23 protein-coding genes are annotated in these 24,430 nt (G+C 49.0%); 14 read left to right on the forward strand and 9 right to left on the reverse strand.

Annotated elements, in window-relative coordinates; translation table 11 throughout:
• The first annotated feature begins 346 nt into the window (after positions 1-346).
• Together Q0620_RS10660 and Q0620_RS10665 are read left to right on the forward strand one after the other, a co-directional pair.
• Positions 347-871, forward strand: a complete 525-nt coding sequence (locus Q0620_RS10660; RefSeq protein ID WP_298785134.1) for a DUF4149 domain-containing protein — start codon at positions 347-349, stop codon at positions 869-871.
• A complete protein-coding gene (locus Q0620_RS10665; RefSeq protein ID WP_298785136.1) occupies positions 861-1,256 on the forward strand; it encodes a YbgC/FadM family acyl-CoA thioesterase in 396 nt (131 codons plus the stop codon). Before Q0620_RS10660 ends, Q0620_RS10665 begins: the two co-directional genes overlap by 11 nt.
• Before the next feature lie 481 nt (positions 1,257-1,737).
• Here the strand turns inward: Q0620_RS10665 and Q0620_RS10670 are convergent, their stop codons facing one another.
• Genes Q0620_RS10670 through abc-f form a run of 5 tightly spaced genes read right to left on the reverse strand, consistent with a single transcriptional unit; the run spans position 1,738 to position 6,363 of the window.
• On the reverse strand, positions 1,738-2,028 hold the full coding sequence (locus Q0620_RS10670) for a uracil-DNA glycosylase family protein (RefSeq protein WP_298785138.1): 291 nt from the start codon (positions 2,026-2,028) through the stop codon (positions 1,738-1,740).
• Between the two features lie 11 nt (positions 2,029-2,039).
• Positions 2,040-2,402, reverse strand: coding sequence for a hypothetical protein (locus Q0620_RS10675; RefSeq protein ID WP_298785140.1), 363 nt, complete (start codon positions 2,400-2,402; stop codon positions 2,040-2,042).
• Between the two features lie 7 nt (positions 2,403-2,409).
• A complete protein-coding gene (gene prmC, locus Q0620_RS10680) occupies positions 2,410-3,210 on the reverse strand; it encodes a peptide chain release factor N(5)-glutamine methyltransferase (protein ID WP_298785143.1) in 801 nt (266 codons plus the stop codon).
• A complete protein-coding gene (locus Q0620_RS10685) occupies positions 3,197-4,405 on the reverse strand; it encodes a M48 family metallopeptidase (protein ID WP_298785145.1) in 1,209 nt (402 codons plus the stop codon). Before Q0620_RS10685 ends, prmC begins: the two co-directional genes overlap by 14 nt.
• Before the next feature lie 5 nt (positions 4,406-4,410).
• On the reverse strand, positions 4,411-6,363 hold the full coding sequence (abc-f, locus tag Q0620_RS10690; protein ID WP_298785147.1) for a ribosomal protection-like ABC-F family protein: 1,953 nt from the start codon (positions 6,361-6,363) through the stop codon (positions 4,411-4,413).
• Between the two features lie 79 nt (positions 6,364-6,442).
• Here abc-f and Q0620_RS10695 point away from each other — a divergent pair, with 79 nt between their 5' ends.
• Positions 6,443-7,177, forward strand: coding sequence for an alpha/beta hydrolase-fold protein (locus Q0620_RS10695; protein WP_298785149.1), 735 nt, complete (start codon positions 6,443-6,445; stop codon positions 7,175-7,177).
• Positions 7,178-8,087: 910 nt separating this feature from the next.
• Here the strand turns inward: Q0620_RS10695 and Q0620_RS10700 are convergent.
• Entirely contained in the window at positions 8,088-9,074 is a 987-nt protein-coding gene (locus Q0620_RS10700) for an amidohydrolase family protein (RefSeq protein WP_298785151.1), read from the reverse strand.
• Positions 9,075-9,292: 218 nt separating this feature from the next.
• Here Q0620_RS10700 and Q0620_RS10705 point away from each other — a divergent pair, with 218 nt between their 5' ends.
• From Q0620_RS10705 to Q0620_RS10725, 5 genes are all read left to right on the forward strand, one after another.
• Positions 9,293-9,733, forward strand: a complete 441-nt coding sequence (locus Q0620_RS10705; protein WP_298757405.1) for a GNAT family N-acetyltransferase — start codon at positions 9,293-9,295, stop codon at positions 9,731-9,733.
• Positions 9,734-9,834: 101 nt separating this feature from the next.
• Positions 9,835-10,086: a hypothetical protein gene (locus Q0620_RS10710; protein ID WP_298785153.1), complete on the forward strand. Its 252-nt coding sequence runs from the start codon at positions 9,835-9,837 to the stop codon at positions 10,084-10,086.
• Positions 10,083-10,364: a type II toxin-antitoxin system RelE/ParE family toxin gene (locus Q0620_RS10715; protein ID WP_298785156.1), complete on the forward strand. Its 282-nt coding sequence runs from the start codon at positions 10,083-10,085 to the stop codon at positions 10,362-10,364. Before Q0620_RS10710 ends, Q0620_RS10715 begins: the two co-directional genes overlap by 4 nt.
• 252 nt (positions 10,365-10,616) lie before the next feature.
• Positions 10,617-11,939, forward strand: coding sequence for an MATE family efflux transporter (locus tag Q0620_RS10720; RefSeq protein WP_298785157.1), 1,323 nt, complete (start codon positions 10,617-10,619; stop codon positions 11,937-11,939).
• Positions 11,915-13,348: a M48 family metallopeptidase gene (locus Q0620_RS10725; protein WP_298785160.1), complete on the forward strand. Its 1,434-nt coding sequence runs from the start codon at positions 11,915-11,917 to the stop codon at positions 13,346-13,348. The genes Q0620_RS10720 and Q0620_RS10725 overlap by 25 nt, the downstream gene beginning before the upstream one ends.
• 174 nt (positions 13,349-13,522) lie before the next feature.
• Here Q0620_RS10725 and Q0620_RS10730 read toward each other — a convergent pair whose 3' ends face one another.
• The 3 genes from Q0620_RS10730 to dnaJ all read right to left on the reverse strand — a co-directional run bounded on the left by Q0620_RS10730 (position 13,523) and on the right by dnaJ (position 16,738).
• Positions 13,523-13,963 carry a hypothetical protein gene (locus Q0620_RS10730; protein WP_298785161.1) on the reverse strand — a complete coding sequence of 147 codons (441 nt, stop codon included), beginning with the start codon at positions 13,961-13,963 and terminating at the stop codon, positions 13,523-13,525.
• A 215-nt stretch (positions 13,964-14,178) separates the two neighbouring features.
• Complete coding sequence (locus tag Q0620_RS10735) at positions 14,179-15,423, reverse strand: hypothetical protein (protein WP_297900348.1); 1,245 nt, start codon at positions 15,421-15,423, stop codon at positions 14,179-14,181.
• A 223-nt stretch (positions 15,424-15,646) separates the two neighbouring features.
• On the reverse strand, positions 15,647-16,738 hold the full coding sequence (dnaJ, locus tag Q0620_RS10740; protein ID WP_298785162.1) for a molecular chaperone DnaJ: 1,092 nt from the start codon (positions 16,736-16,738) through the stop codon (positions 15,647-15,649).
• Positions 16,739-16,867: 129 nt separating this feature from the next.
• Between dnaJ and Q0620_RS10745 the strand changes: the two genes are divergently transcribed.
• The 6 genes from Q0620_RS10745 to Q0620_RS10770 all read left to right on the forward strand — a co-directional run bounded on the left by Q0620_RS10745 (position 16,868) and on the right by Q0620_RS10770 (position 24,113).
• Positions 16,868-17,539 (forward strand): response regulator transcription factor, encoded by a 672-nt coding sequence (locus tag Q0620_RS10745; RefSeq protein WP_005870149.1) that lies wholly within the window; start codon positions 16,868-16,870, stop codon positions 17,537-17,539.
• Positions 17,536-18,777 carry an ArsS family sensor histidine kinase gene (locus tag Q0620_RS10750; protein ID WP_295153002.1) on the forward strand — a complete coding sequence of 414 codons (1,242 nt, stop codon included), beginning with the start codon at positions 17,536-17,538 and terminating at the stop codon, positions 18,775-18,777. The genes Q0620_RS10745 and Q0620_RS10750 overlap by 4 nt, the downstream gene beginning before the upstream one ends.
• Complete coding sequence (gene recR, locus Q0620_RS10755; protein WP_298785163.1) at positions 18,774-19,343, forward strand: recombination mediator RecR; 570 nt, start codon at positions 18,774-18,776, stop codon at positions 19,341-19,343. The genes Q0620_RS10750 and recR overlap by 4 nt, the downstream gene beginning before the upstream one ends.
• Before the next feature lie 487 nt (positions 19,344-19,830).
• A complete protein-coding gene (murC, locus tag Q0620_RS10760) occupies positions 19,831-21,138 on the forward strand; it encodes a UDP-N-acetylmuramate--L-alanine ligase (RefSeq protein ID WP_298785164.1) in 1,308 nt (435 codons plus the stop codon).
• Positions 21,139-21,199: 61 nt separating this feature from the next.
• Positions 21,200-21,913: a hypothetical protein gene (locus tag Q0620_RS10765; RefSeq protein WP_298785166.1), complete on the forward strand. Its 714-nt coding sequence runs from the start codon at positions 21,200-21,202 to the stop codon at positions 21,911-21,913.
• Positions 21,903-24,113 carry an endonuclease MutS2 gene (locus Q0620_RS10770; RefSeq protein WP_298785167.1) on the forward strand — a complete coding sequence of 737 codons (2,211 nt, stop codon included), beginning with the start codon at positions 21,903-21,905 and terminating at the stop codon, positions 24,111-24,113. Before Q0620_RS10765 ends, Q0620_RS10770 begins: the two co-directional genes overlap by 11 nt.
• The last annotated feature ends 317 nt before the right edge of the window (positions 24,114-24,430 follow it).

A 24,430-nucleotide genomic window follows, 5' to 3' on the forward strand; every position in this document is an offset into this window, starting at 1 on the left:
TGCGAAACAGAATTGTGATTATACAAGAGCGATGCTTAAAGGGGGCTGAATAATTGTGAGAAATTTTAAAAAACGAATTGGAAAATTTCGAATTTCATAAATGAAATTTATGCTTAGCATTCCTGAGACAAATTTCATCTCCAGCCTCCGTAAAAATTTTATAAATTTTGCAAACGACCGCATCCAAACTAAAATTTGATTATACCGCGATATGTCGCAATATCGCAACCACTGACCGCACCCATTCGCGCATAAAACCTACTTGCAAAACACTTAAGCGCACGATTATAAGATTTCGCTATAATCACGTCCGATTTAAAATTTATCAAAATTTAAAAGGATTTCTATGCGCGCAATTTTTTCTATCTATATCTTCATCATCGCAGCCCTTATCGGCATCGAGTTCTCGCTCGGCGCACTCGTCGCGCCCGTGGTATTTTTCCCGCAGCATATTATCGGAGATGGCGTGCTATCGCACTTTCAAAGCGGCAAGCTAATGAGCGAGATCTTCGTAAAATACGGCGGCATCCTCATCGCAGTCTCGATCATCTGCCTCGTTTTTGAGATGATAAATTTCAACAACAACAAATCGCAATCCTTTCGCTTGCGCCTTTCGACTCTGATGCTGACGCTCATAAATATCATACTTGCCCTACTTTTCGTGCTTTACTTTACCGACTACGTCATAAACACCCAAAAGATCGGTGCAGAAGCGACGATGACGCCGGAATTTGTCCAAATCCACGCGGCTAGCGAGTGGTGTATGAAACTCATCGTCGTGTTTCAAACGGTGCTGTTTTTCGCAAAAATCCTCCCCGCCCTCGCCGCGAAAAAGGCAGCACCGGAGCAAAGCGCAGCCGATGCAGATTAAAATTTACTACGAAGATACCGACGCGCAGGGCATCGTGTATCACGCCAACTATATAAAATTTTGCGAGCGGGCGCGCAGCGAGGCGCTTATGCAGGCAGGGGTGGACTTCGCGCGCACAGACGCACACTTCGTAGTTAGCGAGCTTTGCGCTAAATTTCTCCGCCCCGCGCGCCTCGGCGACACGCTTGAGATTCGCACGAGCCTAGCCGCGCTCAAAAACGCCAGCGCCCTTTTGCGGCAAGAAATTTACAAGATCAAAGATATTAAAAACACGGATTTCAGCGAGCTTTTATACGCGCAGGACGTAAAAATCGCCTTCGTAAAAGACGGCAAACCGATCAAATTTAGCGCCGAAATTTTAGAATTTTTCAAATCTTTGAGATAAATTTATCTCGCGAGTTGAAATTTGCCTAGTCGTGTGTGGCACAAACATAGCGCAGATCGGCTTTCGGCGTAAAATTTAAGGATATACAGAGCTCTTAGGCAAAATAAAATTTGCAGGCGAGATAAAATTTAAGACATAGAATTTCGCTCGGCGTTAAGGTTTAAATTTTGATGCTACATCGCGACGGAAATCCCTCGCACGCCCCAAATAGCTAGATATAAAACAAAAATTGAAATATCAGAATTTTGCAATGGCGCTAAATTCGCCCTACTTCGCCGCTTTATGAAATTTTCTCGCTTTTAAATTTAAACTCGCCGCGGTTCGAGCCCGTGTTTTTTCGCCAAATCCCGCTCGTCCGCAAAATTTAGACCGATCAAACTCGCCCGCGATCTCATCTGCGTAGGCACAATCCACGAACTAGGCGCCCACGCAAAAAGCTGCGCGCAAAATCAAAAGCACGCAAAAAGCGCTCAAATGCGCCTCACAGCAGCTCTTTTATCTTTTGCAAATCCTCTTTGAAAAGCTCCGCCTTGCTCGGATTTTGCGCGATGAATGCGGGATCGAAGCTCGGCACGAAGCTGATGCCGCCTTCGTTAAAGACCGAGCCGTGCAACACGTCCATGCCCGCTAGATCGCCGTTTCGCAGTACGATTTTACAGCAGAGCTCCCCTAGGCAGAGCACGACTTTGGGCTTTAAAATTTTGATCTCATCGGTTAGATAGGGCGCGCATTTTAAAATTATTTCCGAGCTTATGCGCCTATTTTGCGGCACTGCGCACCTTATTAAAAGCTAAAATAAATTTCTTCCGGCGCGCAAATTTGATCCAGTGCCGCTGCTACCTCAGCCTCCAAACTGCCGCCAAAACCTTCGTTAGAGCTCGGCGCAAGAGCCACGATCATAAGTTTTATGTCCGCGGGAGTTTTAGAATTTTTAAAATTTTTGATAGTTTTGAAATTTTTAAAATTTTGCTCGCTAGAGCTCGTGCGCGTTTTAGCAAGCTCGCAGAGATTGCACTCGGCGGTAGCGGATCGCAGCGCGTCCAGCGCCTTAAAAAATCGCTCGCCGCCGCTTAAAATTTCGGCGCCTACGTAGCGGTAGCCGAACGCTTTGTAATAAAGCAGCCTGCGTAGTTGCGAGCTTTGCACGGCGCGCCTACGATCTGTTTAAATTCCGCGCGACGAATCCGCGATCAAACTGCGCCAAATCTTTGTAAAATTCCGCTCTAAAGCCCTGCTCGCGCAAAAACGCCGATAGGCTCTGCTTTTGATCGTAGCCCATCTCGCAGGCTAGAAATTTTGCGCGCCGTGCGGCGATCAGCACGATGCGTTTTAAAATTTCATCCCCCCTCTCGCCGCCAAACAGCGCCGTTTTCGGCTCTTGCAGCACGCGCGCGTCCAATGCGTAGGAGTTTGCGATGTATGGGGGATTTGAGACGATGAGATCAAACTCGCCCGCGATCTCATCTGCGTAGGCGCAGTGTACGAACTCGACGTCCGCGCCCAAATTTGCGGCATTTGCGCGCGCCACCTCAAGCGCATCCGCGCTGATGTCGCTGGCCGTGATGCGGCAAGAAGGAAGGAGTTTTTTTAAGCAGATAGCGATTATACCGCTGCCCGTGCCGATCTCGCAAATGCGCGGCTTGCCCAAGCTCTGCGCCAAAGTAAGCGTCTTTTTTACTAAAATTTCGGTCTCGCAGCGCGGTATCAGCACCCGCTCGTCGACGTAAAATTTAAAGCCCATAAACTCGCAGCTTTGCGTGATGTATTCAAGCGGGCGGCCGTCTTTAAATTCAACGATCTTAGCGCGAAATTCCGCTTCATGCGCGAGCTCTTCCGAGCATCTTAGGACTAGCTCTTCGTCGCTAAGTCGCTCGCAAAGCTTTAAAATTTCGCGCGCGACGTATTTTGAGCCGCACTGCCCCAAGCCCCATCTTAGCGCCTCAGCGATCCTCATCAAGCTCTCTTATACGTTCGTACAGGCTCGGGTGCGAATGATACACCGCGGCGTAAATTTTATGAGCGAGCGGAAACGCCTTGTTTTCGCTGCCCAGCTTCTTTAGCGCGCCGATCATGCTCTCTTTATCCTGCATGCTAGCGCCATGTCGGTCCGCGCTAAATTCGTGCATGCGGCTAAGCTTGGAGATTACGGGCTCAAAAAACGCATGCAAGATCGGCGCAAACAAAATCATAAAAACTAGCGTCGCACCGCCGTCTGCGTTAAGTCCTAGCGCGCCGAACACGCCCCCGGGAAGGTTTCCAAATACCGCGAATGTCGCGCCCAAAAGCACGAAGCTAAGCGCTAAGCCTTTCAAAATGTCGCCGTGTTTGAAATGACCGAGCTCGTGCCCTAAAACGGCTAAAATTTCATCCTCGCTAAGCTTCTCTATGAGCGTGTCGAAAAGCACGACCTTTTTCGTCGCTCCGAAGCCGCCGAAATAGGCGTTTAGGCGCTTATCGCGCTTGCTCGCGTCGATCGTAAAAACGCCGCTACTTTTAAAGCCGCAGCGCTGCAAAAGCCCCTCTATGCGCTCTTTGAGTTCGCCGTGCTCTAGCGGCTGCATCTTATTAAACAGCGGCGCGATAACGGTCGGATAGATTAAATTTATCAGTAAAACTATGCCGAAGCTTAGCAGAAAGCCCCAGACCCACCAGTGCGCGCCCAGGCTATTTACGCAAAAAACGAGCGCAGAGGCTACCGCAAAGCCGAAAACCAGCGTGAGTACGAGCGATTTTAGCGTGTCTTTTACGAAAACGGCGGGCGTTATCGTGGAAAAGCCTAGGCGGCGATCTTTGACGAAGGTTTTATAAATTTCAAGCGGAAGCGATATCGCGCCGCCGATGATTAAAAACGCCGTTACAAAGCAGCTTCCCGCCAAAATCCCATCGCCCGCTAGATCATATATCGCGCGCTGTAACGCGCCCGCGCCCGCAAGTATCCAAATAAGCGCCACCGCAAAAGAAAAGCAGTGCGAAAATATATTAAATTTTAAATTTACCGCGCCGACCTCGCCCGCCTTGCGATAATCCTCCTCGCTAAGCACCACCGCAGGCTCCTTTAGCTTGGCGCGGATGAAGCTTAGCTCAAGCAGATCGAGCGAAATTTTATAAATCGTGTAAAGCGCGTATAAAAAGATCAAAAACCAAACCATCGCGCCTACTTTAGGCTCTCGGCGAGCGAAAGCACTTCGTAATATTCATTTTCCATACTGTTTAACGTTCCTCTTTTTTCTTCAAGCTCTTCAAAAAGCCCCTGCATCCCGAGCTTTTGATAAATTTCAGGCGTCGAAAGCGCGTGATTTAGCTCCTTTATGCGCGCCTCGATAGCCTCGATTTTAGCGGGATACTCTTCTAAAATTTTATTCTGTTTGTAGCTAAGTTTTGCAGCACTCGTTTTTTCCTTTTTATTTTCGCGACCGCTCTCCTCTGCGCTTGCGCTCGCGCCAGCGTCGGCCTCGATTTGATCGATCTCCGCCATCTCGTCTTCAAACTCCAGATACTGCGAATAGGGCATTTGAATTTGATCGATGACGCCGTTTTTTTCAAAAACCCAAAGCTTATTCGTGATCTTATCGATAAAATAGCGATCGTGGCTTACGATGATTACCGCACCTTCGAAGCTTAGTAGATAATCCTCCAAAATATTGATCGTCGCGATATCAAGATCGTTCGTAGGCTCGTCCAAGATCAGGCAATCGTACTGCTCGGTAAAGAGCTTCGCAAGCGCCAAGCGGTTCTTTTCGCCGCCGCTAAGCACGCCGACGGGCTTATCCAAAAACTCCTTCGGAAATAAGAAATTTTTCAAATACCCATAGACGTGCATATAGCTGCCGCGGACGCTTATGTGATCGCCGCCGTTGGGGCAGAAAATTTCGATTATGCTTTTATCGTCCGTGATGCCGCTGCGGGTCTGATCGAAGTAGCCGATCCTGATCTCGCCGCGTTTGATTTCGCCCGCATCGATCTTGCTGCGGCCGAGTAGAATTTTAAGCAGAGTGCTTTTGCCCGCGCCGTTGGCGCCTACTATGCCGATGCGCTCGCCCTGCAAAACCCGCGCCGAAAAGCCCTTAAAAAGCACCTTGCCGTTTAAAATTTTACCGATATTCGTGCATTCAAAGAGCATCTTTTTGCGATTGTCGCCGCCCGTGCCGTTAAAGCTCCTGCTCGCGCGCTCCAGCTCGAGCCGCACGCGACGGATCGCGCCCGGGTTTTTCTTCGCATCTTGCCTCATCTGCATGATACGCGCCTTGCGCCCTTCGTTACGCTTTAGGCGCGCCTTTACGCCGCGGTGCAGCCACTCCTCCTCGGCGCGCAGCTGTTTAAGCAGCGTCTCGTGGGACTTTTCGAGCGAAGCAAGCATCTCCTGCTTGCGCCTCAGATAGTTCTCATATCCGCCGTCGAAATTTGAAATTTTACCCTCTTCGATCTCGATACTGCGCGTCGCCAAGCGGTCGATGAAGTAGCGATCGTGGCTGATAAAAACAATCGTCTGCTTCGAGCTAAGCAGCATATCCTCTAGAAATTTCACCATATAGACGTCGAGGTGGTTCGTGGGCTCGTCCAGCAGCAGCACGTCGGGCTTTTTAAGCACCAGCGCGCCCAGCGCCACGCGACGAATTTCGCCGCCGCTAAGCGTACAAACGGAGCGGTTTTCATAAATTTTAAGCCCGAAATTTTGCAGCACCTGCTCGATCTTATTATCGATCTGCCAGCCGTCCTTGGCCTCGATAAATTTAATCAATTCGTCTTGGCGCGCTAAAAGTTCCTTGTTTTCGGGCTGTGCGGCGATTTTGCTCGAGATCGCGTCGTATTCGCCAAGGGCGGCGTAAATTTCAGCTAGCTCCCTTCGCAACGCGTCTTTGACCGAGAGATTTTCGTCAAATTTAGGCGTTTGAGCGAGCATCTGGATGTTTAGCCCGTTTTGAGTGATCACGCGTCCCTCATCGATCTCGCACAGACCTGCAATTATCTTCATCAGCGTGGACTTGCCGCCGCCGTTTTTGCCGATCACGGCGACGCGCTCGTTAGCGTCCAGTGCGAAATTTACGCCGTCTAAAACGACGTGAGAGCCGAATTTTTTCGTAACATCGATAAGCTCGATCAAAGCCAATTTTAAGTTCCTCTAGTGTTAAATTCGGTGATTTTACACAAAATTCTATTAAATTTTAATAACTTTTAAAGGTTCAGCGATGCAAAGTTTGGAATTTAACGGCTTGCGCGTAGAAATTTTCGCTCCGCACGCGCCGTCTTTTGCGGCTGCGCCCTCCTTTACAAAAGAAGCCGCGTCCGCGCCGATCATCTACCTGCACGTCTTGAACTTTGGCGCGACCGGTACGGGCGGAATTTACGAACTCGTCTCGCGACGAAGTGGCGCAGATTTCGTGCTTGCGGCGATCTATCTAAACGAAGCGCAGTGGGGCGATAAGCTCAGCCCGTGGGCGGCAAAATCACCGTTTAAGGGGGTGCGCGATTTCGCAGGCGGCGGCGCGGCGCACTTGAAAAATTTTACGGACGAGCTGATCCCGCGTATCGAGCGGCACGTATTCGGCGAGAGAAAGCCTACGTGGCGAGCCTGCGCGGGATACTCGCTGGCTGGACTTTTTAGCGCGTATGCGGCGTTTGCGAGCGATAAATTTCAAAAGATCGCCTGCGTCTCGGCGTCGTTTTGGTTTAGCGGCTTTGATGCCTTCGTCGCCGCGCACTCGCCGCAAAGGGGGCTGGCGCACGTCTACGCATCCTTGGGCGAGGCCGAGATGAACCCGAAAAATCCGCGCGGAGCACTCTGCGGCGAGACGGCGCGAAATTTCATCGCAAAATGCCGCGGCGCGGGCGCAAAAGCGGAGTTTGAGCAAAATCCGGGCGGGCATATGCAAGATGAGATCGCAAGAATTTCAAAGGCGCTTTTAAAGCTGGTAAACTCCTAAAATTCGAGCAAATTTTAAAATTTGGCGACAGAATAAAGTGCGGTGAGAAATTAAAAGAAACGAGCCAAGAAGCGGCACGAAGCGTAAATTTAAAGCTAGTCGCCGCCAGGATTTCTCGCACAACGGTTTTTTGTGCGATGCAATGGAATTTAAAACAAACCTACGTTGAAATTTTATAGTGCAAGTAATGCGACAAGAATGGTGCAGCGCAATTCGGCGCGAATGACACAGCGCGTCGTCGGTGCTTTAGCGGCTTTGATAAGTGTGAATCAGTTTTGAGCGTAAATCATACGACTCGACGTCGATGCGGCACAGGCGGCACGGCGTAATGCGAATTTCAGGCAGGATAGCGCTAAATTTTTGCAGATTGCGCTAGTGGTTTAAAATTTCAAACGAGCCGTCATTATAAAATTTGAAGCAAATCGTCTCACGGCTAGAATTAGCGCACCTGCAAGCTAAATTTAAACAGCAGCGCGTCGCCGTGTATGATCCCGCCGTTTTGTTTAGTTTACCGGCGGGCTAAATTTACCGCCGAAATTTCAAAATTTGCGTAGCGCCAAAGAGCGCTTCGGCGCTACGATACACGCCGCTAGGTTTAAATTTTAAAATTTAGCGTCTGGCAGGCGCACCAAGCCGATACCTGCCGAATTTGCGGCGGCGGAATTGCAGAATTTTGCGAATTACCCGTTTGCGGAATTTTGCCCTGCGAAATTTCGCGGCGCATGCTTCATTATCAGCTCTCTACTGAGCGCTTTGCCCGACGCACGTTTCGCCTTTTATCTCGCTATACAGACAGCGCCGACCGCTCCATTACTCGCGCTCACTATGTCATTTGCTACATTTGCTCGGAACCAACTGCGAAAAGCTGCAAATGCACCGAATTCTAACCGCACATCCTAAATTTCACCGTCTACGCAAAGGGCAGAATTTTTTTGTAGTTGCTCCACAGCTCGCTCTCCTCGCCGAAATACGCGAGCAGTCCGCGCGCGTTGCGATCGAAAGGATTGGGCTCTTTATGCAGCGCGATACGCTGCGACAGGCGCAGGTCGTAGGTATTGTATATCGCAGAATACGGCACCGGAAAGTCAGAAGCGTAAAGCAAGCGCGAGTGCACGTCCGTTTGGCTTGCTAGATGGGGCAGGGCTTTCGCGCGCACCGGCGTCATCAGCGCCGAAACGTCGGCGTAGAGGTTTTTATGCGTGCGCAGAAGCGCCAGAAGCGCGAAATAATCGTGTCCGAAATTTCGCGGGCGGCGCGAGAGCGCACGAAAAATATGTGAATACTCATAGTTAATCGCCATGTGCGCGCACACCGTCGTAACACCCAGCTCAAGCGGCGCGTAGATCATCTCCAGCGCCTCGCAGCGGCGATTGCTCGGCACCGAGCTTTCGTTGCCGATGTGGATCACCAGCGGCAAGCCGAGCTTGGCGAGCTTTTCAAAATACGGCACGTAGCGGGGCAGCCTCGTATCCAGATCCCAATAATTTTGTAAAAATTTCGCCCCCTTAAATCCGAGCTCGAAGCAGCGATCGATCTCATCTAGCGCGTCTGCTCGCTTTGGATTGATGCTAAAAAACGGCACGATGAGATCAGGGTTTTTTTGATAAATTTCAAACACGCTGTCGTTGTCCGCACAGACGGTCTTATCGCGATGGATTAGCTCGCCCGCGTCGCTAAATTTAGCATCTACGCCGAAAAGCACTGCCTTTTTAACGTATTTCGAAGCTCTAAGCCCGCCGAGCAGAGCGTCCACATAGGCTTCATATGGCTCTTTGATCGCGCGCGATACGTCTATACCGAAGCGCCTGCCGAAAAGGCGCAGCGCGAGCCTGTCGTAAGGGCGGTCGAAGCGCACCTCCTTGCTTAGCAGATGGACGTGAAAATCAAGCGTTTGCATCGGGGATCCTTGGGAAAATTTTGCCGAGTTTATATCAAATTGCGGTAAATGGTTAGAATTTTAAATTCGAGTTTAAATTTAAGCTCCGCGCCCTACTGCGCCTTTAAATTTTAAAATTTAAACCTCGCCGCAAGAGCCGCTAATTGATATTTAATGCCGTTTTAAAGCTGCGGCGATATACTTGCGATTTGAAAAGCTATTTCAATTAAGGAGCGAAGATGGAGTTTGAAATTTTAGAAAATTCCGCCGATTTTAAGCCTAGCGATCTGGATGAGATAATGGTCTCGATCGGCTGGGATACGGAGCAAAACGCAGCCTCCGTGCCGCCGCACGAGACATACAGGGTGTGGCGCACCTATGATTACGTGGCGATCGCCAAAATGCAGGGCAAGACCGTGGGGGTGCTGGAGGCGTTTTGCGACCGCGACAACTTTGCTACGAGCTATCTTTACTGCGTGATAGTTCATAAGGATTATCAAAGGCGCGGTATCGGTACGGCGCTCGTAAATGCCTTTAATAAACGCTTTGCGCACACCACCACCTTTGTCGTGACCCCTCTGCACAAGGCTGAGGGCGCCGGAGAATTTCTACAAAAGTGCGGCTTTAAGGACGCGTCGGAACACTTTACGATCCACATGAGGAAGCGAAATTCGATCTAGCGAGCATAAATTTTAAAATTTTATGAGCTTTGGCTCTAAAACGGTTGGAATTTTAAATTTAGCTATGAGCTGCTATAATCGCTAAAATTTAAGGAGCCAAAATGATCACTATGCAGATCCAAAGCGGCGTCGATCGCGATACTCTCGAAACTTTTAAGAAGCTTTTTTTAAAAATCGATCCTGCCGCACAGATCACTCTAAGCGGCGAGAAAAGCTTAGAAACGATTTTATCGGAGTTTAGATCAGGCGAAAGTTACGACGAGATAAAAAACGGAATGGATGCGGACTTAAAATCATACGCAAACGGCGATCTAAGCGGCTTTGAGGAGCTAGGCAAGGGCTGGAAAAATTGAAAATAATCCAGTCTAAAAGATTTCGCGCGCAACTTAGCAAGATCGTAGAATTTATCGCAGAGCGCTCAGAGGATGCGGCGGAAAATTTTAAAAACGAGCTTTTTACGCGAGCAGGCGAGCTTGGCTTTATGCCGTACAAATTTCGTAGATCAAAAAGCTTTGACGATGATAAAATTAGAGATTTTGTATTTAAGGGTTTCGTAATCCCGTATCTAATAGACGAACCCAGCTATTCGATCGTTATCCTAGCGATATTTAAGCAAAATCTATTGAGATAGCTTGACGCCCGTTTAAAAACATCTGCGTTTAAAATTCCGCGCTCCGTTTATTAAAACCACCCATTCGCCGCCGTCGCAGCGCCAAAGAAATCAACCGCTCGTCTGCGCTAAATCACCGCATATTCGCGCCGGGCGCCGTAAATTCTAATTTTACGCATATCGCACGGCGCGCGAAAGCAACTCCGCTCACCCCTGCGCAAAAGCAAACCTAAAAGAATTTTCGGCTACAATTTCCCCGAATAAAGGCAAAATATGAAAGAAATCTCGCTACTAAGGCTCTCGCTCGCAATCTACGTCGATATGTTTTTGCGCCTAGTAACCACGTTTATCAACACCTACATGATCTCGCGCGTGGACGTCTCGCTCGTGGGCGCGCTGGGGGCGGGCAACGAGATATTTTTGCTCTTCGTCACCGTTTTCGGTTTCCTCGCCGTGGGCTGCTCGGTACTCGTAGCGCAGGCGCTTGGAGCGAAAAACAAAGTCCTAGCGATGCGCGCGATCCACACAAGCATCGCATTCAACGCGCTCGTGGGGCTTTGCAGCGGCGTTTTCGTCTTTAGCTGCGCGCCGTTTTTACTCCGCGCGCTGCAAGTGCCCGCCGAGCTTTTGAGCGAAAGCGCGATCTATCTTAAGGTCATCAGCATCGTCTTTGCGATAGACGCCGTCGCGATCGTGCTTAGCGCCATCGTACGCGTCTATGGATACGCAAATTTCATCATCGCAGTCTCCGTGGTGATGAATCTAGTGACGCTCGCGGGCAACTACGTCGTTCTCTTTAGGCCGTTCGGACTGCCGTACTACGGGCTTGAGGGCATCGGCGTGAGCACGATCGCGGGGCGCATGATCGGCGTATTTTTATTCTTCCTCATCATCACGAAGGTGCTAAAGATAAAATTTTACCTCACGATGTTTTTAAAGATCAAGCTCGCTACACTGCGCAAAATTCTATCCGTAGGGCTTCCGAGCGCTGGCGAAAACATGCTGTGGATCGTGCAGTATCTAGTCGCCTTCGCCTTCGTCGCGAGCATGGGCGAGGCGAGCCTTACCGTGCAGACGATCTATTTTCAAATTTCATCATTCATCTTCTTCGGCGGAAGCGCGATCAGTATGGCAAACGAAGTGATCGTAGGCCGCCTCGTAGGCGCCGCCAAGCCGCAGGAGGCGTACCGACACACTTTTACCGCGCTGCGCTTCGGGCTCAGGGCGACGGCGCTTTTCGTCGCGATCGTGTTTTTGGCGCGCGAGCAGATCATGGAGATGTTGAGCCTAAGCGAGGCGCACAAGCAGGTTATGAGGCCGCTTTTTTACCTAACGCTCGGGCTTGAGTTCGGACGGACGCTTAATATCGTGTTCGTAAACGCCCTGCGCGCAAGCGGCGACGCGAGGTTTCCATTTGTGATGGGCGTGATCTTTATGTGGGGCGTATCGATCCCGGTGGGCTGGCTTTTAGGTATCCATTTGGGATATGGAATTTTGGGCGTTTGGATCGGGTTTTTCTGCGACGAGTGGCTGCGCGGCAGCGCGAATACAGTGCGATGGATAAGTAAAAAATGGCAGAGCAAAAAGTTAGTCTAAATTTGCTGGGCCTGCCGATCAGTCTACGTTTTAAGCGGATGAAATACGCGCGCATCCGCATCAATAAAGAGTGTGAGATCAGCGTCAGCGTACCGCGCTCCTACACCGCAGCGCAGGCAGAAAATTTCATCCTAAAGCACGAAAGCTGGATCCGCCAAACGCTAGAGCGGCTGCGAAGCAAGCTTTTAGCAAGCGATCAGGTTAAAATTTTAGGCAAAATTTACAAGCTGAAATTTAGCCGCGAGGTCGGGCTCGACGCAAACTGCGGCGCGAGTAAAAATTTAGACAATGGCGATGCGCAGGGCTGCGTAGGCAGCGGCGTAAGCCATGTGCGCGGCGGCGTACATTCGGCTCATTTACAAAGCGGCGCGGACATAAGCAGTAACGGCGACGATGTGAGAGGCAGCGCAAACAATGCTACGGGCGGCACGGGTGACGGTGCGTGCGGCGCCACGGGAAGTGAAATTTTAAAATTTCACTCGGGCGAACACACTTCGCAAAGTAGTGCGGCGGGCGAGGATTTAAAATTTAACCTACCGGACGATGCTGCGCAAGGGCTAGCGCAGCAGAGTGAAATGCGACAAAGCAGCGGGTTTATAAATACGGCGGCACAAAATGGCGCAGCGGACGCAGATTTGGAATTTAATCTCGCGCGAGAGGACGCAAGCCTGGAAGGTGGCGAAAATTTAAAATTTCACTCGGATGGGTGCATTCCGCAAAGCAGCGATGCTGGCAAATTTAGCTCCACCTCAAACGGCGAAAATTTTAAATTTAATCCTACCGCAAGGGGCGAAATTTTAAAATTTAAACCTGTCACGGGTGAGGGAATTTCAAATTTAAAACCCGCTGCAAGCAGAGAAATTTCAAATTTTAGCTCTGTCGTGGGCGAAGGAATTTTAAAATTTAAACCGGCTGTGAATGAAGGAACTTCAAAAGCCGTGAGCGAAAACGCGCCGCAAAATGTAGCACAAAGCGCGCAAGCGGCGGAGCGCGACGAGCCCGATTTTACGATCAAAAATTTTATCCAAAGCTCTAAATTTAAAGATAAAATTTTCATGTCACGAGACGTGATCTTTTGCAAGAGCGAGGGCGAGTTTGCGGCGTTTAAAAAGGTCTTTGCGCTTGAGCTTTATCTGCGCTATATCGAGAAATTTTCCCCGCGGATAGGCCGCAAGATCGCGCGGGTGCGGGTACGCAAAATGCAGACGCGCTGGGGCAGCTGCAACCACGCAAAGGGCTATCTCAACTTCTCGCTAAGCCTGATAGAGCGGGATCCGCGCTTCGTCGAATACGTCGTGCTGCACGAGCTCGCGCACCTCATCCACGCAAACCACGGAGCGGATTTTTACGCGCTCATCGCGCAGATCATGCCCGATTTTAGGGCACGTATCAAGCTAGGCAAGGGCTAGTTCGCGAACGGAGCGCTCGTTTAAATTTTGCGTCACTGCGGCAGATCTTTGCAGTCGATAAATTTCAACCGATCTTTCACTCCTCTTTCGCCCCACGCTGTAGCAGGCCGTAGCCCGGTCCGAATTTGCGCGGCACAGGCGGCGAAATTTCGCAAATTTTCGCGGGCGCAAACGCTAATCTAAAGCCGCAAATTCCACGTATTTCTCCATCGCAACCAGCAAGAGCCAGCGCGCGGTAGGGCTGAAAAAATAGTGGTGTTCTGGGACCTGCTCCATTATAAATTTTAAAAAATCGTAAAAATATTCGGGCGCAAATTTAACCTCGGTGCTCGTCAGGCTATCGCCCAGATAGCGGATTTCGCCGCCTAAAATCCTTGCTTTTACCGTGGGGTTTGCGTCTATGAAGCTTCTGGCACCGGCAAAGTTCAGGCAGTCCGCGGTCGCGTAATCTTTCGAACCCCGCAAGACGGGCTTGGAGCCGATGAGGGCGAAATTTTCCTCTATAAATTTCACTCCGCCCTCGCTCACCCGCCAGCGATCGCCCAAGCTCGATAAAAACGCAAACATCTCATCATCTGCGGATCTGAAATTCGCAGGTTCGTTTTTGCGATCCATCTTTGTCCTTTTTAAATTCATAGTTGCTTTTATTTTGAAATTTTTACGATAAAGAACAGAAAATATGTTTGATTTAATCTTTTTAAAATCATTATATTGAATTAGGCTAATCAAGGTTTCCCGAGCTCTTTTTATTTCAAGCGAAATCCTTTACCGCCCTTTAAAATTCAACCAATTCAAATAATCGTTCTTTCTTTATTTTTTTTGAACTTTATTTATTTGTTATCATCAGTGAACTGCTCTTTGACAAGATCTTTGATATCGCTTTTAATACTTTTAGTATCAACTATTGAATCCTCACCCAGCTTCTGAAATTTTTCTTTATCTGCCTTCGTATATTCCTGTTCATCATCATATTTTTTTGTGATCAACCGAATCATCTTGCGACGCAAAAACTTCTCATCTCTAATATTTGACCTCTCTTTGATCCACCCAATTAGTAATACCATCAACATTATAAAACCAATATAACCTAGAATTGGATACATAATCGATACTAATTTTTTAAAGCCCATAAAGGATAATATATACCCTACAACTACGGTGCCAATCATAATTGGATAAAAACGTTTTGATTGATTAGATGAGAAACGTTTTGCTAAGGCATAGAACAAACTGAAAGCAGTATTAAAGATCAAGCCGAAGATAACAAGTGCATACACAAACGCAAATGCAGGGTGAATCTGTTTGGCAATAGCCAACATAGGAATATCAACAGTCGTTGCAAGTTTTACATTTGCATATAAGATACAGGTTGTAACTGTGATGATAATACCGATTATAAATCCACCCAAAGTACCACCTTTTTCTGCTACACCAATCCTCATAATGGATCCCCCTAATACAAAAGCCATTGATACACCTGTCATAACGCAGAGCGAAAAATAATTCAGAACAGAAAACCAGATATTTGGCATTGGAGTAGAGATTGTATTTGCAATTGTTTCTAATTCTTTAAAATCAAAACGTTGACTTGCAAAGGTATACACTGCCATAATCATAATCATGATAAAAATAATAGGCGTAAATATTCCGATCACATTCGTGATTTTTTCAAAATCAAGAAAGCTAACAAGGATTATCAATACGGCACATAGGAGTGCTCCTGACCAGAATGGCATGCCAAATTGCTGATTAAGATTTGATCCAGCCCCGGCAATCATGACAAAACCTACCACAAAACAGCAAATAATTAAAGAAATATCAAGAATTTTATTAGTGATAGATCCAGCAATTTGTGAAAGAACTTCAAAGTGATCATTGGATCTAAAATAACTACCGAATGTAATAATGATTTTACCAAAGACGGCATTGAGGATACCAAGAATAACGGCTCCAAGAATACCCCATTTGCCAAAACTGACGAAATATTGCATCAGATCCTGACCGGACGATAATCCAGCACCGACAATAACCCCAACATATGCTAACGCTACATTTAAAATTTGTTTTAACATCATCCTACCTCTTAATTATAAAAATTTTAATTTGCTTTACTAATATTAAGAATCTTTAAATTTAAATAATATTAAATGCTAATTAAATTTTATCCAAATAATGACACGAAATTTACACCGAAATTACATCCAAACTCTTAGCGAGATTCCAAGCGAAAATCCCGTACTTTGGTGAATAAAACCGCAAGACCACCGCTCAAAACAGATAAAGGCAAATCAAGGCAGTTTACTTGAAAAAATTCTTGATTTTATCGAGTATCCCCTCGTCGTCTCCGCCCTTGCTGCCGAAGCTTTCTTGAAGCTCGCGCAAAAGCGCCTCTTGCTTCTCGTTCAATTTTTTAGGCGTCTGGACGTTTACCTGCACGATCAGATCGCCGTTTTTCTTGGTGCGGATATTCGGCGCGCCCTCGCCGTAGATCGTGAAGCGCTGCTTATCCTTGGTGCCTACTTTGAGCTTCAGCTCCGCCTTGCCGCGCGGCGTCGGCACCTCGATGCTCTCGCCCAAGATCGCCTGCGTAAAAAACACCGGCACCTCGATATACAGGTCGTCTCCGTCGCGCAGGAAGTGGCTATCCTCCTTCACGCGCACGATCACGTATAGATCCCCGATCTCGCCGGTTTTAGAGACGTTGCCCTTGCCGCTTAGGCGCACGCGCTGTCCGTCGTCGATACCTGCGGGGATGTCAAATTTAAGGCTCACGTCCTCTTCAGTAAAGCCCTTGCCGCCGCAATCCTTACACCTGTCTTTTACAATCTCGCCCGTGCCGCCGCATTCGGAGCAGCTTTGGATGAAGCTCATATATCCGCGCCTTACAGCGACGCGCCCCGTGCCGCCGCAAGCGGAGCAAGTGTGCTTCTTTTTATCCTTCGAGCCGGTGGCGTCGCAGGTGGAGCACGGCTTTTTGATCTTGTATTTTATCTCCTTGTGAACGCCCTCTAAAGCCTCTTTAAACTCCAGCGTTACGGCTAGTTCGGTATCTATGCCGTATGGATCGCTAGGGCGTGAGCGACCGCCTCCGCCAAATGCTTGCTCGAAAAAATCGCCGAAAATGGAGCCGAAATCAAACCCTCCGCCGCTCGCGCCGCCGTATGCGCCGCTGATGCCCTCTTTGCCGTAGCGATCATACATCCTGCGCTTTTGATCGTCGCTTAAAATTTGATACGCTTCGTTGATCTTTTTAAATTTCTCCTCCGATTCCTTGTCGCCTTGGTTGCGGTCGGGGTGGAATTCCAAAGCGAGCTTTCGAAACGCCTTTTTTATCGTCTCGGCGTCGGCATCGCGCGCCACGCCTAAAATTTCATAATAATCTTCTTCCACGAAATTCTCCTTGAACTATACAAAAGGGGCAATTTTATCTAAATTTAATAAAACGCAAGTTAAGACTTAACTATTTTTATGTATAATGCAATATTTAAAATTTCAAATCAACGATGCAAAGGATAAAAAATGATAAATGTATTGATGATAGAAGACGACAGCGAATTTGCACAGCTTCTAACCGAATATCTGGCTAAATTTAACATCCAAGTTACAAACTTCGAAGACCCGTATCTGGGCATTAGCGCTGGGATCAAAAACTACGATCTGCTGATTTTGGATCTTACGCTTCCTGGGATGGACGGACTTGAGGTCTGCAAAGAGATCCGCGAAAAATACGACATTCCGATCATCATCAGCTCGGCTAGAAGCGACGTGAGCGATCGCGTCGTAGGCCTTCAGATCGGTGCGGACGATTATCTACCCAAGCCTTATGATCCAAAAGAGATGCACGCGCGCATCATGAGCCTCATCCGCCGCTATAAAAAAGCTAGCGAAAAGGAAGAAACCGCCACGGATAGCGTATTTCGTATCGACGATAAGCGCCATGAAATTTACTTCGGCGAGGAGTCGCTCGTGTTAACGCCTGCAGAGTATGAAATTTTAGAATACCTAATCAAGCAGCATAGCTTTTCGGTATCTCGCGAGCAGCTCGTATACCATTGCAAGAGCCTAAAAGATAAAGATTCAAAGAGCCTAGATGTCATCATCGGACGCCTACGCACCAAAATCGGCGACAGCTCCAAAGCGCCTAAGCATATCTTTTCGGTTCGCGGTATCGGCTACAAGCTCATCGGATGAAGCACTCCTTAATCACCAAAATTTCGGTTTTTTTTGTAATCGCGATCATCTTAGTCTGCGTGCTTTTCATCACGTTCGCACGAATGCAGATGAATAGAGCTCTAGGTAGCATGCAGGCTAATCAAATAAACGCGGTCAATAATCTACTTGAGCTATACAAGCGTAATGCCCCTCCCAGCGATATTGAGCGCTACTTCTCCAGCTACGGCTTGGAGCTTGTAAAAGACAAAAATATCATCCAAAACATCATCACGAGTGGTAAAATTTTTTTCGTTCAAGACACTTCTATCGGCGAGTTTAGCTCGGTCGAGTATAATAATTCACTGTTTTTAAATATCAAAAACAACTCTTTCGTCGTGGTTTTCGAAAGCCTCGGCACGAAGAATTTAAACGATCCGCTTTGGGTCGGGTTTTTGCTTACGATGGCGGTTTTGATCTCGCTTTATTTATCGATCGTGCGAAGTTTTACGCCGCTAAAAAAGCTAAGCAAAAATATCAAAAAATTCGCCCAGGGCAACTTGGACGTAAATTTAGCCGCCACGCATAGCGAGGATGAGATCGGGCAGGTAGCACAGGAATTTAACAACGCGATTGCTAAAATTCAAGAGCTGATCCGCTCGCGCCAGCTGTTTTTACGCACCATCATGCATGAGCTTAAAACCCCAATCGGCAAGGGCAGGCTCATTACGGAGATGCTCGATGACGAGACGCAAAAAGAGCGGCTCGTAAATGTCTTTGAGCGGCTTGAAATTTTAATCAACGAGTTTGCCAAAATCGAGCAACTGCTCTCAAAAAGCTACTCGCTAAATTATCAGGATTATCATTTCAGCCTCATTTTAGAGCAAGTAAAAGATATGTCGATGCTCGATAATTGGGACGAGCTCATCAGCACGGATATCGAGTGCGATGCGGTGATAAACGTGGATTTCGGACTATTTGCGCTGGCGATTAAAAATTTAATCGACAATGCCCTAAAATACTCCAGCGATAAAAAAGTCCGCATCATCTGCGACGAAAATAAAGTAAGTGTCGCCAACCGCGGCGCGGCGCTTGCAAAATCATTCGAGCACTATAAGCAGGCCTTTATCAGAAATAAAGACGAGAAAGCCACCGGCATGGGGCTCGGGCTTTACATCATCGATAAAATTTGCGAGCTGCATAAATTCCGCTTTGAGTACAATTACAGCGACGGTACGCACTACTTCTCGATCGTCTTTTCGCCGAAGGGCGCTATATGAGCGGCACAGACAGGTTCGAAGAGCTCGTCGCAAGCTTTGAAAAGCTCCCCGGCGTGGGCAAAAAGTCCGCCCTGCGCTTTGCCTACTACGTAAGCGTGCAAAACTCCTTTTTGGGGCTAAATTTAGCGCACAATATCGAAGAGGCGGTGCGTGGACTGCATAGATGCCGTATCTGCGGAGCAGTATGCGAGGGCGAGATCTGCGAATACTGCGCCGACGAGGAGCGCGAAAGCGATAAAATTTGCATCGTCGAAAACCCCAAAGATATCTTTATTTTAGAGAGCAATAAAATTTACAACGGCCGCTACTTCGTGCTGCAAAGCGCCGGCGAAGAGACGGTGGAGGCTTTGCGCGCCATGGTGGAGCAAAACGGCGCGAGCGAGCTGATTTTCGCGCTGACGCCGGGCATTAATTCCGACGGGATCATGCTTTATGTCGAGGATAAGCTCGCGGATCTGGGTTTGAAATTTACCAAGCTCGCCCAAGGCGTGCCTACGGGCGTGAGCTTAGATAACGTCGATATGCTCTCGCTGATAAAGGCGATCAACGGGCGCACCGAAATTTAAAATTTCGTCGAAATTTTAAATTTAGCCGCATAAATTTAAAGCGCAAAGCGGCGAATAGGTTTTGCCGCAAAGCCCAAGCGGCAAAATTTCGGGCGTTAAATTTAAAGTCGGCGTGCGATGAAATTTATCGAAATTTACGCGGCTTCAGGGCGCGATACGATGCGGCAGGCGCGGCAGCAAACGGCTTCTCGCTCGCTGCGAGGTTTTAACGGCGAGTTTGAGCCGTAAATTTTAAGCCCGCCGTTTCGAAGCGGAGTTTTGAGCGCGGAATTTCGAGCGCTCAAATTTTAAAAGGCGAATTCTAAAGGTAAATTTAGATCGCTAAATTTTAAAAGCGGTTTGGCAGCTACCGAGGCTGCCCGACGCTGCGAGCTCGTAAAATTTAAAGACGAATTTCAAGGCGCGAAATGTTTAAATTTTTAAATTTCGCCGACGCGGGATTTAAAAATTTAAACGTAATTATCTATTATAATATTTAAGGACAAAGGTGAAAAAGGTTCATTTTATTGGCATCGGCGGCATAGGAATATCGGCATTAGCGAGATTTTTACACGAGAAAAATTTTATCATCTCAGGCTCGGATATCAAAGAGAGCGAGACGACTTACAAACTAAGAGCGGACGGCATGGAGATCATCACGCCGCACGACGCTTCGGCGATCAAAGATCAGGAGATCGTCATCTACTCCGCCGCGATCAAAGAGGACAACGTCGAGCTGCAAGCTGCGCGCAAAAAGGGGATCGTCTGCCTCTCGCGCAAGGAAGCCCTGCCCTTCGTGCTAAAAGACAAGCGCGTCTTCGCAGTCGCCGGCGCGCACGGCAAAAGCACCACGAGCGCGATAACCTCGGCGCTGATAAACGGCTCGGTCATCATCGGCGCGATCTCCAAGCAGTTCGGCTCGAATATGAAATACGAAAACAGCGAAAATATCATCTTCGAAGCCGACGAGAGCGATTCGAGCTTTTTAAATTCCAACCCCTACGTCGCGGTCGTGACCAACGCCGAGCCCGAGCATATGGATCATTACGACAACGATTTGGATAAATTTCACGCGGCGTATCGCGGCTTTTTAGAGCGCGCCAAGATCCGCGTGATAAACGCCGAGGATGAGTTTTTAAGCTCGATTAAGCTCGGCTGTATCAAGCTCTTTCCTTCGCGCGACATAACGGATCTGAAGGTGCTGCTGCGCGATCATCAGCCGTTTATGAGTTTTAATCTTAAAGAGCTCGGACGCTTCGAGGTTTACGGGCTAGGAAGGCACATCGCCATAGACGCGTCGCTAGCGATCCTTGCCGCAGCGTGCGAGACGGGGCTAGAGCAGATCCGCAAAAATTTACTGAATTACCAAGGGATCAAAAAGCGCTTCGACATCCTGTGCGCCACCCCAAACTTCGTGCTCATAGATGATTACGGCCACCACCCCACCGAGATCAGAGCGACTCTGCAAAGCGCGCGCGAATACGCTAGCCTGCTAGGTCTTAGCAAGATCACGGCGATCTTTCAGCCGCACCGCTTCAGCAGGCTTAAGGCGAATTTAAACGCTTTTAAGGAGTGCTTTGCGGGCGTGGAGGAGTTAGTCGTACTGCCCGTTTACGCCGCGGGCGAGCCTAGCAACGGCATCGATCTGAAAGAGGAGTTTAAGGGACTGGGCGCGCTATTTACCGAGCGGGTCTTTAGAAACGGCGAGCGGATAGAATTTAGCGATATTTTCGGCGTCCGCCACATCATAAACGACGGGCTCGTGATCGGATTTGGCGCAGGCGACATCACCTATCAGCTGCGCGGAGAATTTTAAGCTTGAAAGCTCTCGCCAAATTTATTAGACAAACTCCGCTACGGGCGGGCAAGGATAAAATTTGAGATTTTTGGTGTTTATTTTCGCGTTTTTATTTATCGCGGCGATCTTTTTCGTGCGGGACGAGATTTTAAGCAAAAGGGCTAAAATCATCGCCACGGCGCTGATCGTGCTGCTGTGCGCGGGAGCGTATTTTTATGAAAGCGCGAGCGAGCGCTCCGCCAAGCTTGAGGAGGAGATGGTGTTTAAATTTAATGCAGGCGCCAGATTAAGATGCGGCGGCGCGATAAATTCCGCTTCTGAAACGCGCGGCGCGGATGCGAAAAATTTGGGCTCGCAAGCCGGCGAAGTAAATTTAAATGCGCAGGACAAGGTCGCTTCCGCCGCACAAGCAAATGATACGCAAAGTTCCGCGGCACAAACGAACGAGCAGGCTTCCGCCGCGCAAACTAGCGGCGCTGTTTCGGGCGGACAAAATTCTGCACAAAGCCCTACTTCGCAAAATTCTACGCAGCAGAACGATACGCAGAGCCTCGCGCCACAAAATTCCATGCGACAAAGCGACACGCAAATCTCCGATCCTCAAGGCTCCGCTCAAAATTCTAAAGCTACGCAAAATTTCGCCGCAGACAAAGAGCAAGGCTCCGCGCAGATCGTAACGCGAGAGAGCTTCACCTACTCCTTTTCGCTGGGCGCTTTCATCGCTAAAAAGAGCGCAGGCGCGGAGTTTAAGGGTAAAACCTACAAGATCAAAGAGTGCGTTTATGATCAGTGACGAACTCTTTACGCGCCTCGATCTGGGCGAGTATCTAGCCAAATTTAAAAGCTTTTTGGCGCGCGAAAAGCCGCTGTTTTTAAGCGGCGATAGTAAGCTAAATTTTGAAAAAATTTCGGAGCTTACGAAATTTGATCTCGCGCAGTGCGAGAGCGTTGCAAACCTAGACGACGCGCTGATGCGCATCTCAAAGCACGGCGTGCTTCATATCAGCGAAATTTACGAGTTCAGCAAGATCGTCCGATATTTTCTGTATCTCAAAAAGCAGCCCTTCGAGGGTAAACTCGCCGCTTGGCTTGCCAAGATCGAGATCCCGGAGCCCATCGCGCAATTAAAGGATTATTTCGACGATCAAGGCAGCTTTCGCGACGCGATAGACGAGCGCTTCGGCGCGCTGAACGAGGCGTTTAAGATAAAAAGAGGCGAGATCGAGCAGACGCTAAAAAGGCTGATCTATTCCAAAGCCCTTTCGCCGTATCTCGCCGACACGCAGATCCACTACATAAGCGACACCGAGGCTCTGCTGGTGCGCGGCGGCTTTAATCACGTGCTAAAAGGCAGCGTCGTAGCGCGATCAAGCGGAGGCTATTTTTACGTGCTTCCAGACGCGATCGCGGCTCTGAAGTCCGCTCAAAGCGCGATTTTGGATAAAAAAGAGCAGATCGTTTTCGAGCACTGCAAGCAGATCAGTGCGGTTTTTAATAAGAATTTAGCTTTTTTAAAATTTATAAACGCCGCTTTCGATGCGATCGACGCGCTGATTGCGCGCGCCGCGATGGCAAGAGCGAGCGATTATGAGTTCGTCTTGCCGGGGCCCTCGCGCGACATCGTCCTAGACAGCTTCGCCCACCCCGCGCTTAAAAATCCAAAGCGCGTGAGCGTAGAATTTACGGGTAAAATTCTGCTCATCACCGGCGTGAATGCGGGCGGAAAATCGATGCTTTTAAAAAGCATTCTAAGCGCGGCGCTGCTAGCTAAGTACCTCCTTCCGATGCCTATTCGCGCAAGCCTCAGCCGCATCGGCACCTTTAAGGAGTTCGAGCTCATAATGGAGGATCCGCAAAACTCCAAAAATGACATCTCGACCTTCGCGGGCAGGATGGTTGCATTTAGCAAGCTTTTCGGGCGCAAAGAGATTTTAATCGGCGTCGATGAGATCGAGCTGGGAACCGATTTTGAGGAGGCTGCGAGCCTATACGGCGCGATGATCGAGCAGTTGATAGGCGGCGACGTGAAGATGATCATCACCACCCATCACAAGCGCCTAGCGATGCTGCTTGCAAAGGATCCACGCGTGGAGCTGCTGGCGGCGCTTTACGACGAGAAAAACAGCGCGCCGAAATATGAGTTTTTAAAGGGCACGATCGGCAAATCCTACGCCTTTGAAACCGCGCTGCGCTACGGTATAGCGCAAAATTTGATCGCTGCGGCGCGCAAAAACTACGGCGAAAACAAAGAAAACCTGAACGAAGCGATCTCAAAAGCGATAAATTTAGAGCTTGAGCTAAAACAAAAACTAGCCCAGACGCAGCAAAAAGAAGAGAAATTAGACGCGCTGAGCGAAGCGCTAAAAGATCAGCGCGCGCGCGCGCAAAGCGAGCTGAAGGCGGAGCTTTCAAGGCTGCAAAACGAATACTACCGCGCCATTTCGGAGGCCAAACGCAGCGTGAGCCTAAGCGACGTGCGCGAAAAGCAGCGTGCCATAAACCGCGCAAACGAGCTCGCACGAGCCGTGCAGCAGCCGGAGCTCAGCGCGCCCGAGCCGCAAAGCTTCAAGGTGGGCGATCGCGTAAAATACGGCAAGATCAAGGGCGAAATTTTATCGCTCAGCAAAACCCAGGCGCTGATGCTAAGCGATGGCATCAGGCTGCGCGTACCGCTTAGCGAGCTAAAGCGCAGCGGTGCGGCGACACCCGCGCCCGTAAAAAACATCAGCATCAAGGTACAAAAGCCCGCCTCCGCGTCGCTCGTGCTCGATCTGCACGGCTTGCGCGCCGAGGAAGCAATCAGCAGGCTTGATAAATTCATCAGCCAAAGCCTCGTGATGGGCTTTGATGAGATCATCGTAAAGCACGGCATCGGCACTGGCAAGCTCGCGTTCGCGGTAAAGGAGTTTTTAAAATCGCACCCCAGCGTCAAGGGCTTTCGCGACGGCACGCCCGCAGAAGGAGGCTTCGGCTCAAAGGTCGTATCGCTTTAGGCTTAGGCTAGAAGGTCTTTTTGCTTTAGACGTGAGCGCGAATGATTTAGACATAGAATTTCGCCGCAGAATTTGTAACTTGGCTTTTCGCTAAAACTTCATGCGGCGTAGCCGCAATGTAAAATAAGCGCGGACGCAGTCCGCAGTTTAAATTTAACGCGAGCGTAGCTCGCCCCGCTAGCGTCGCGCGGGTGGGGGTTGGTAAGGGGGCGGGCGCGCCTCGCAACTCCGAGCGCCGCCCCCTTACGAATATCGCGCATAATGCATCCAAGCGCTAAGTTATATCCATGAAATTTTATAGAAACTTACAAAATAAA

It is taken from the genome of uncultured Campylobacter sp., from assembly GCF_938017615.1.
In the GTDB taxonomy this organism is placed as follows: domain Bacteria; phylum Campylobacterota; class Campylobacteria; order Campylobacterales; family Campylobacteraceae; genus Campylobacter_B.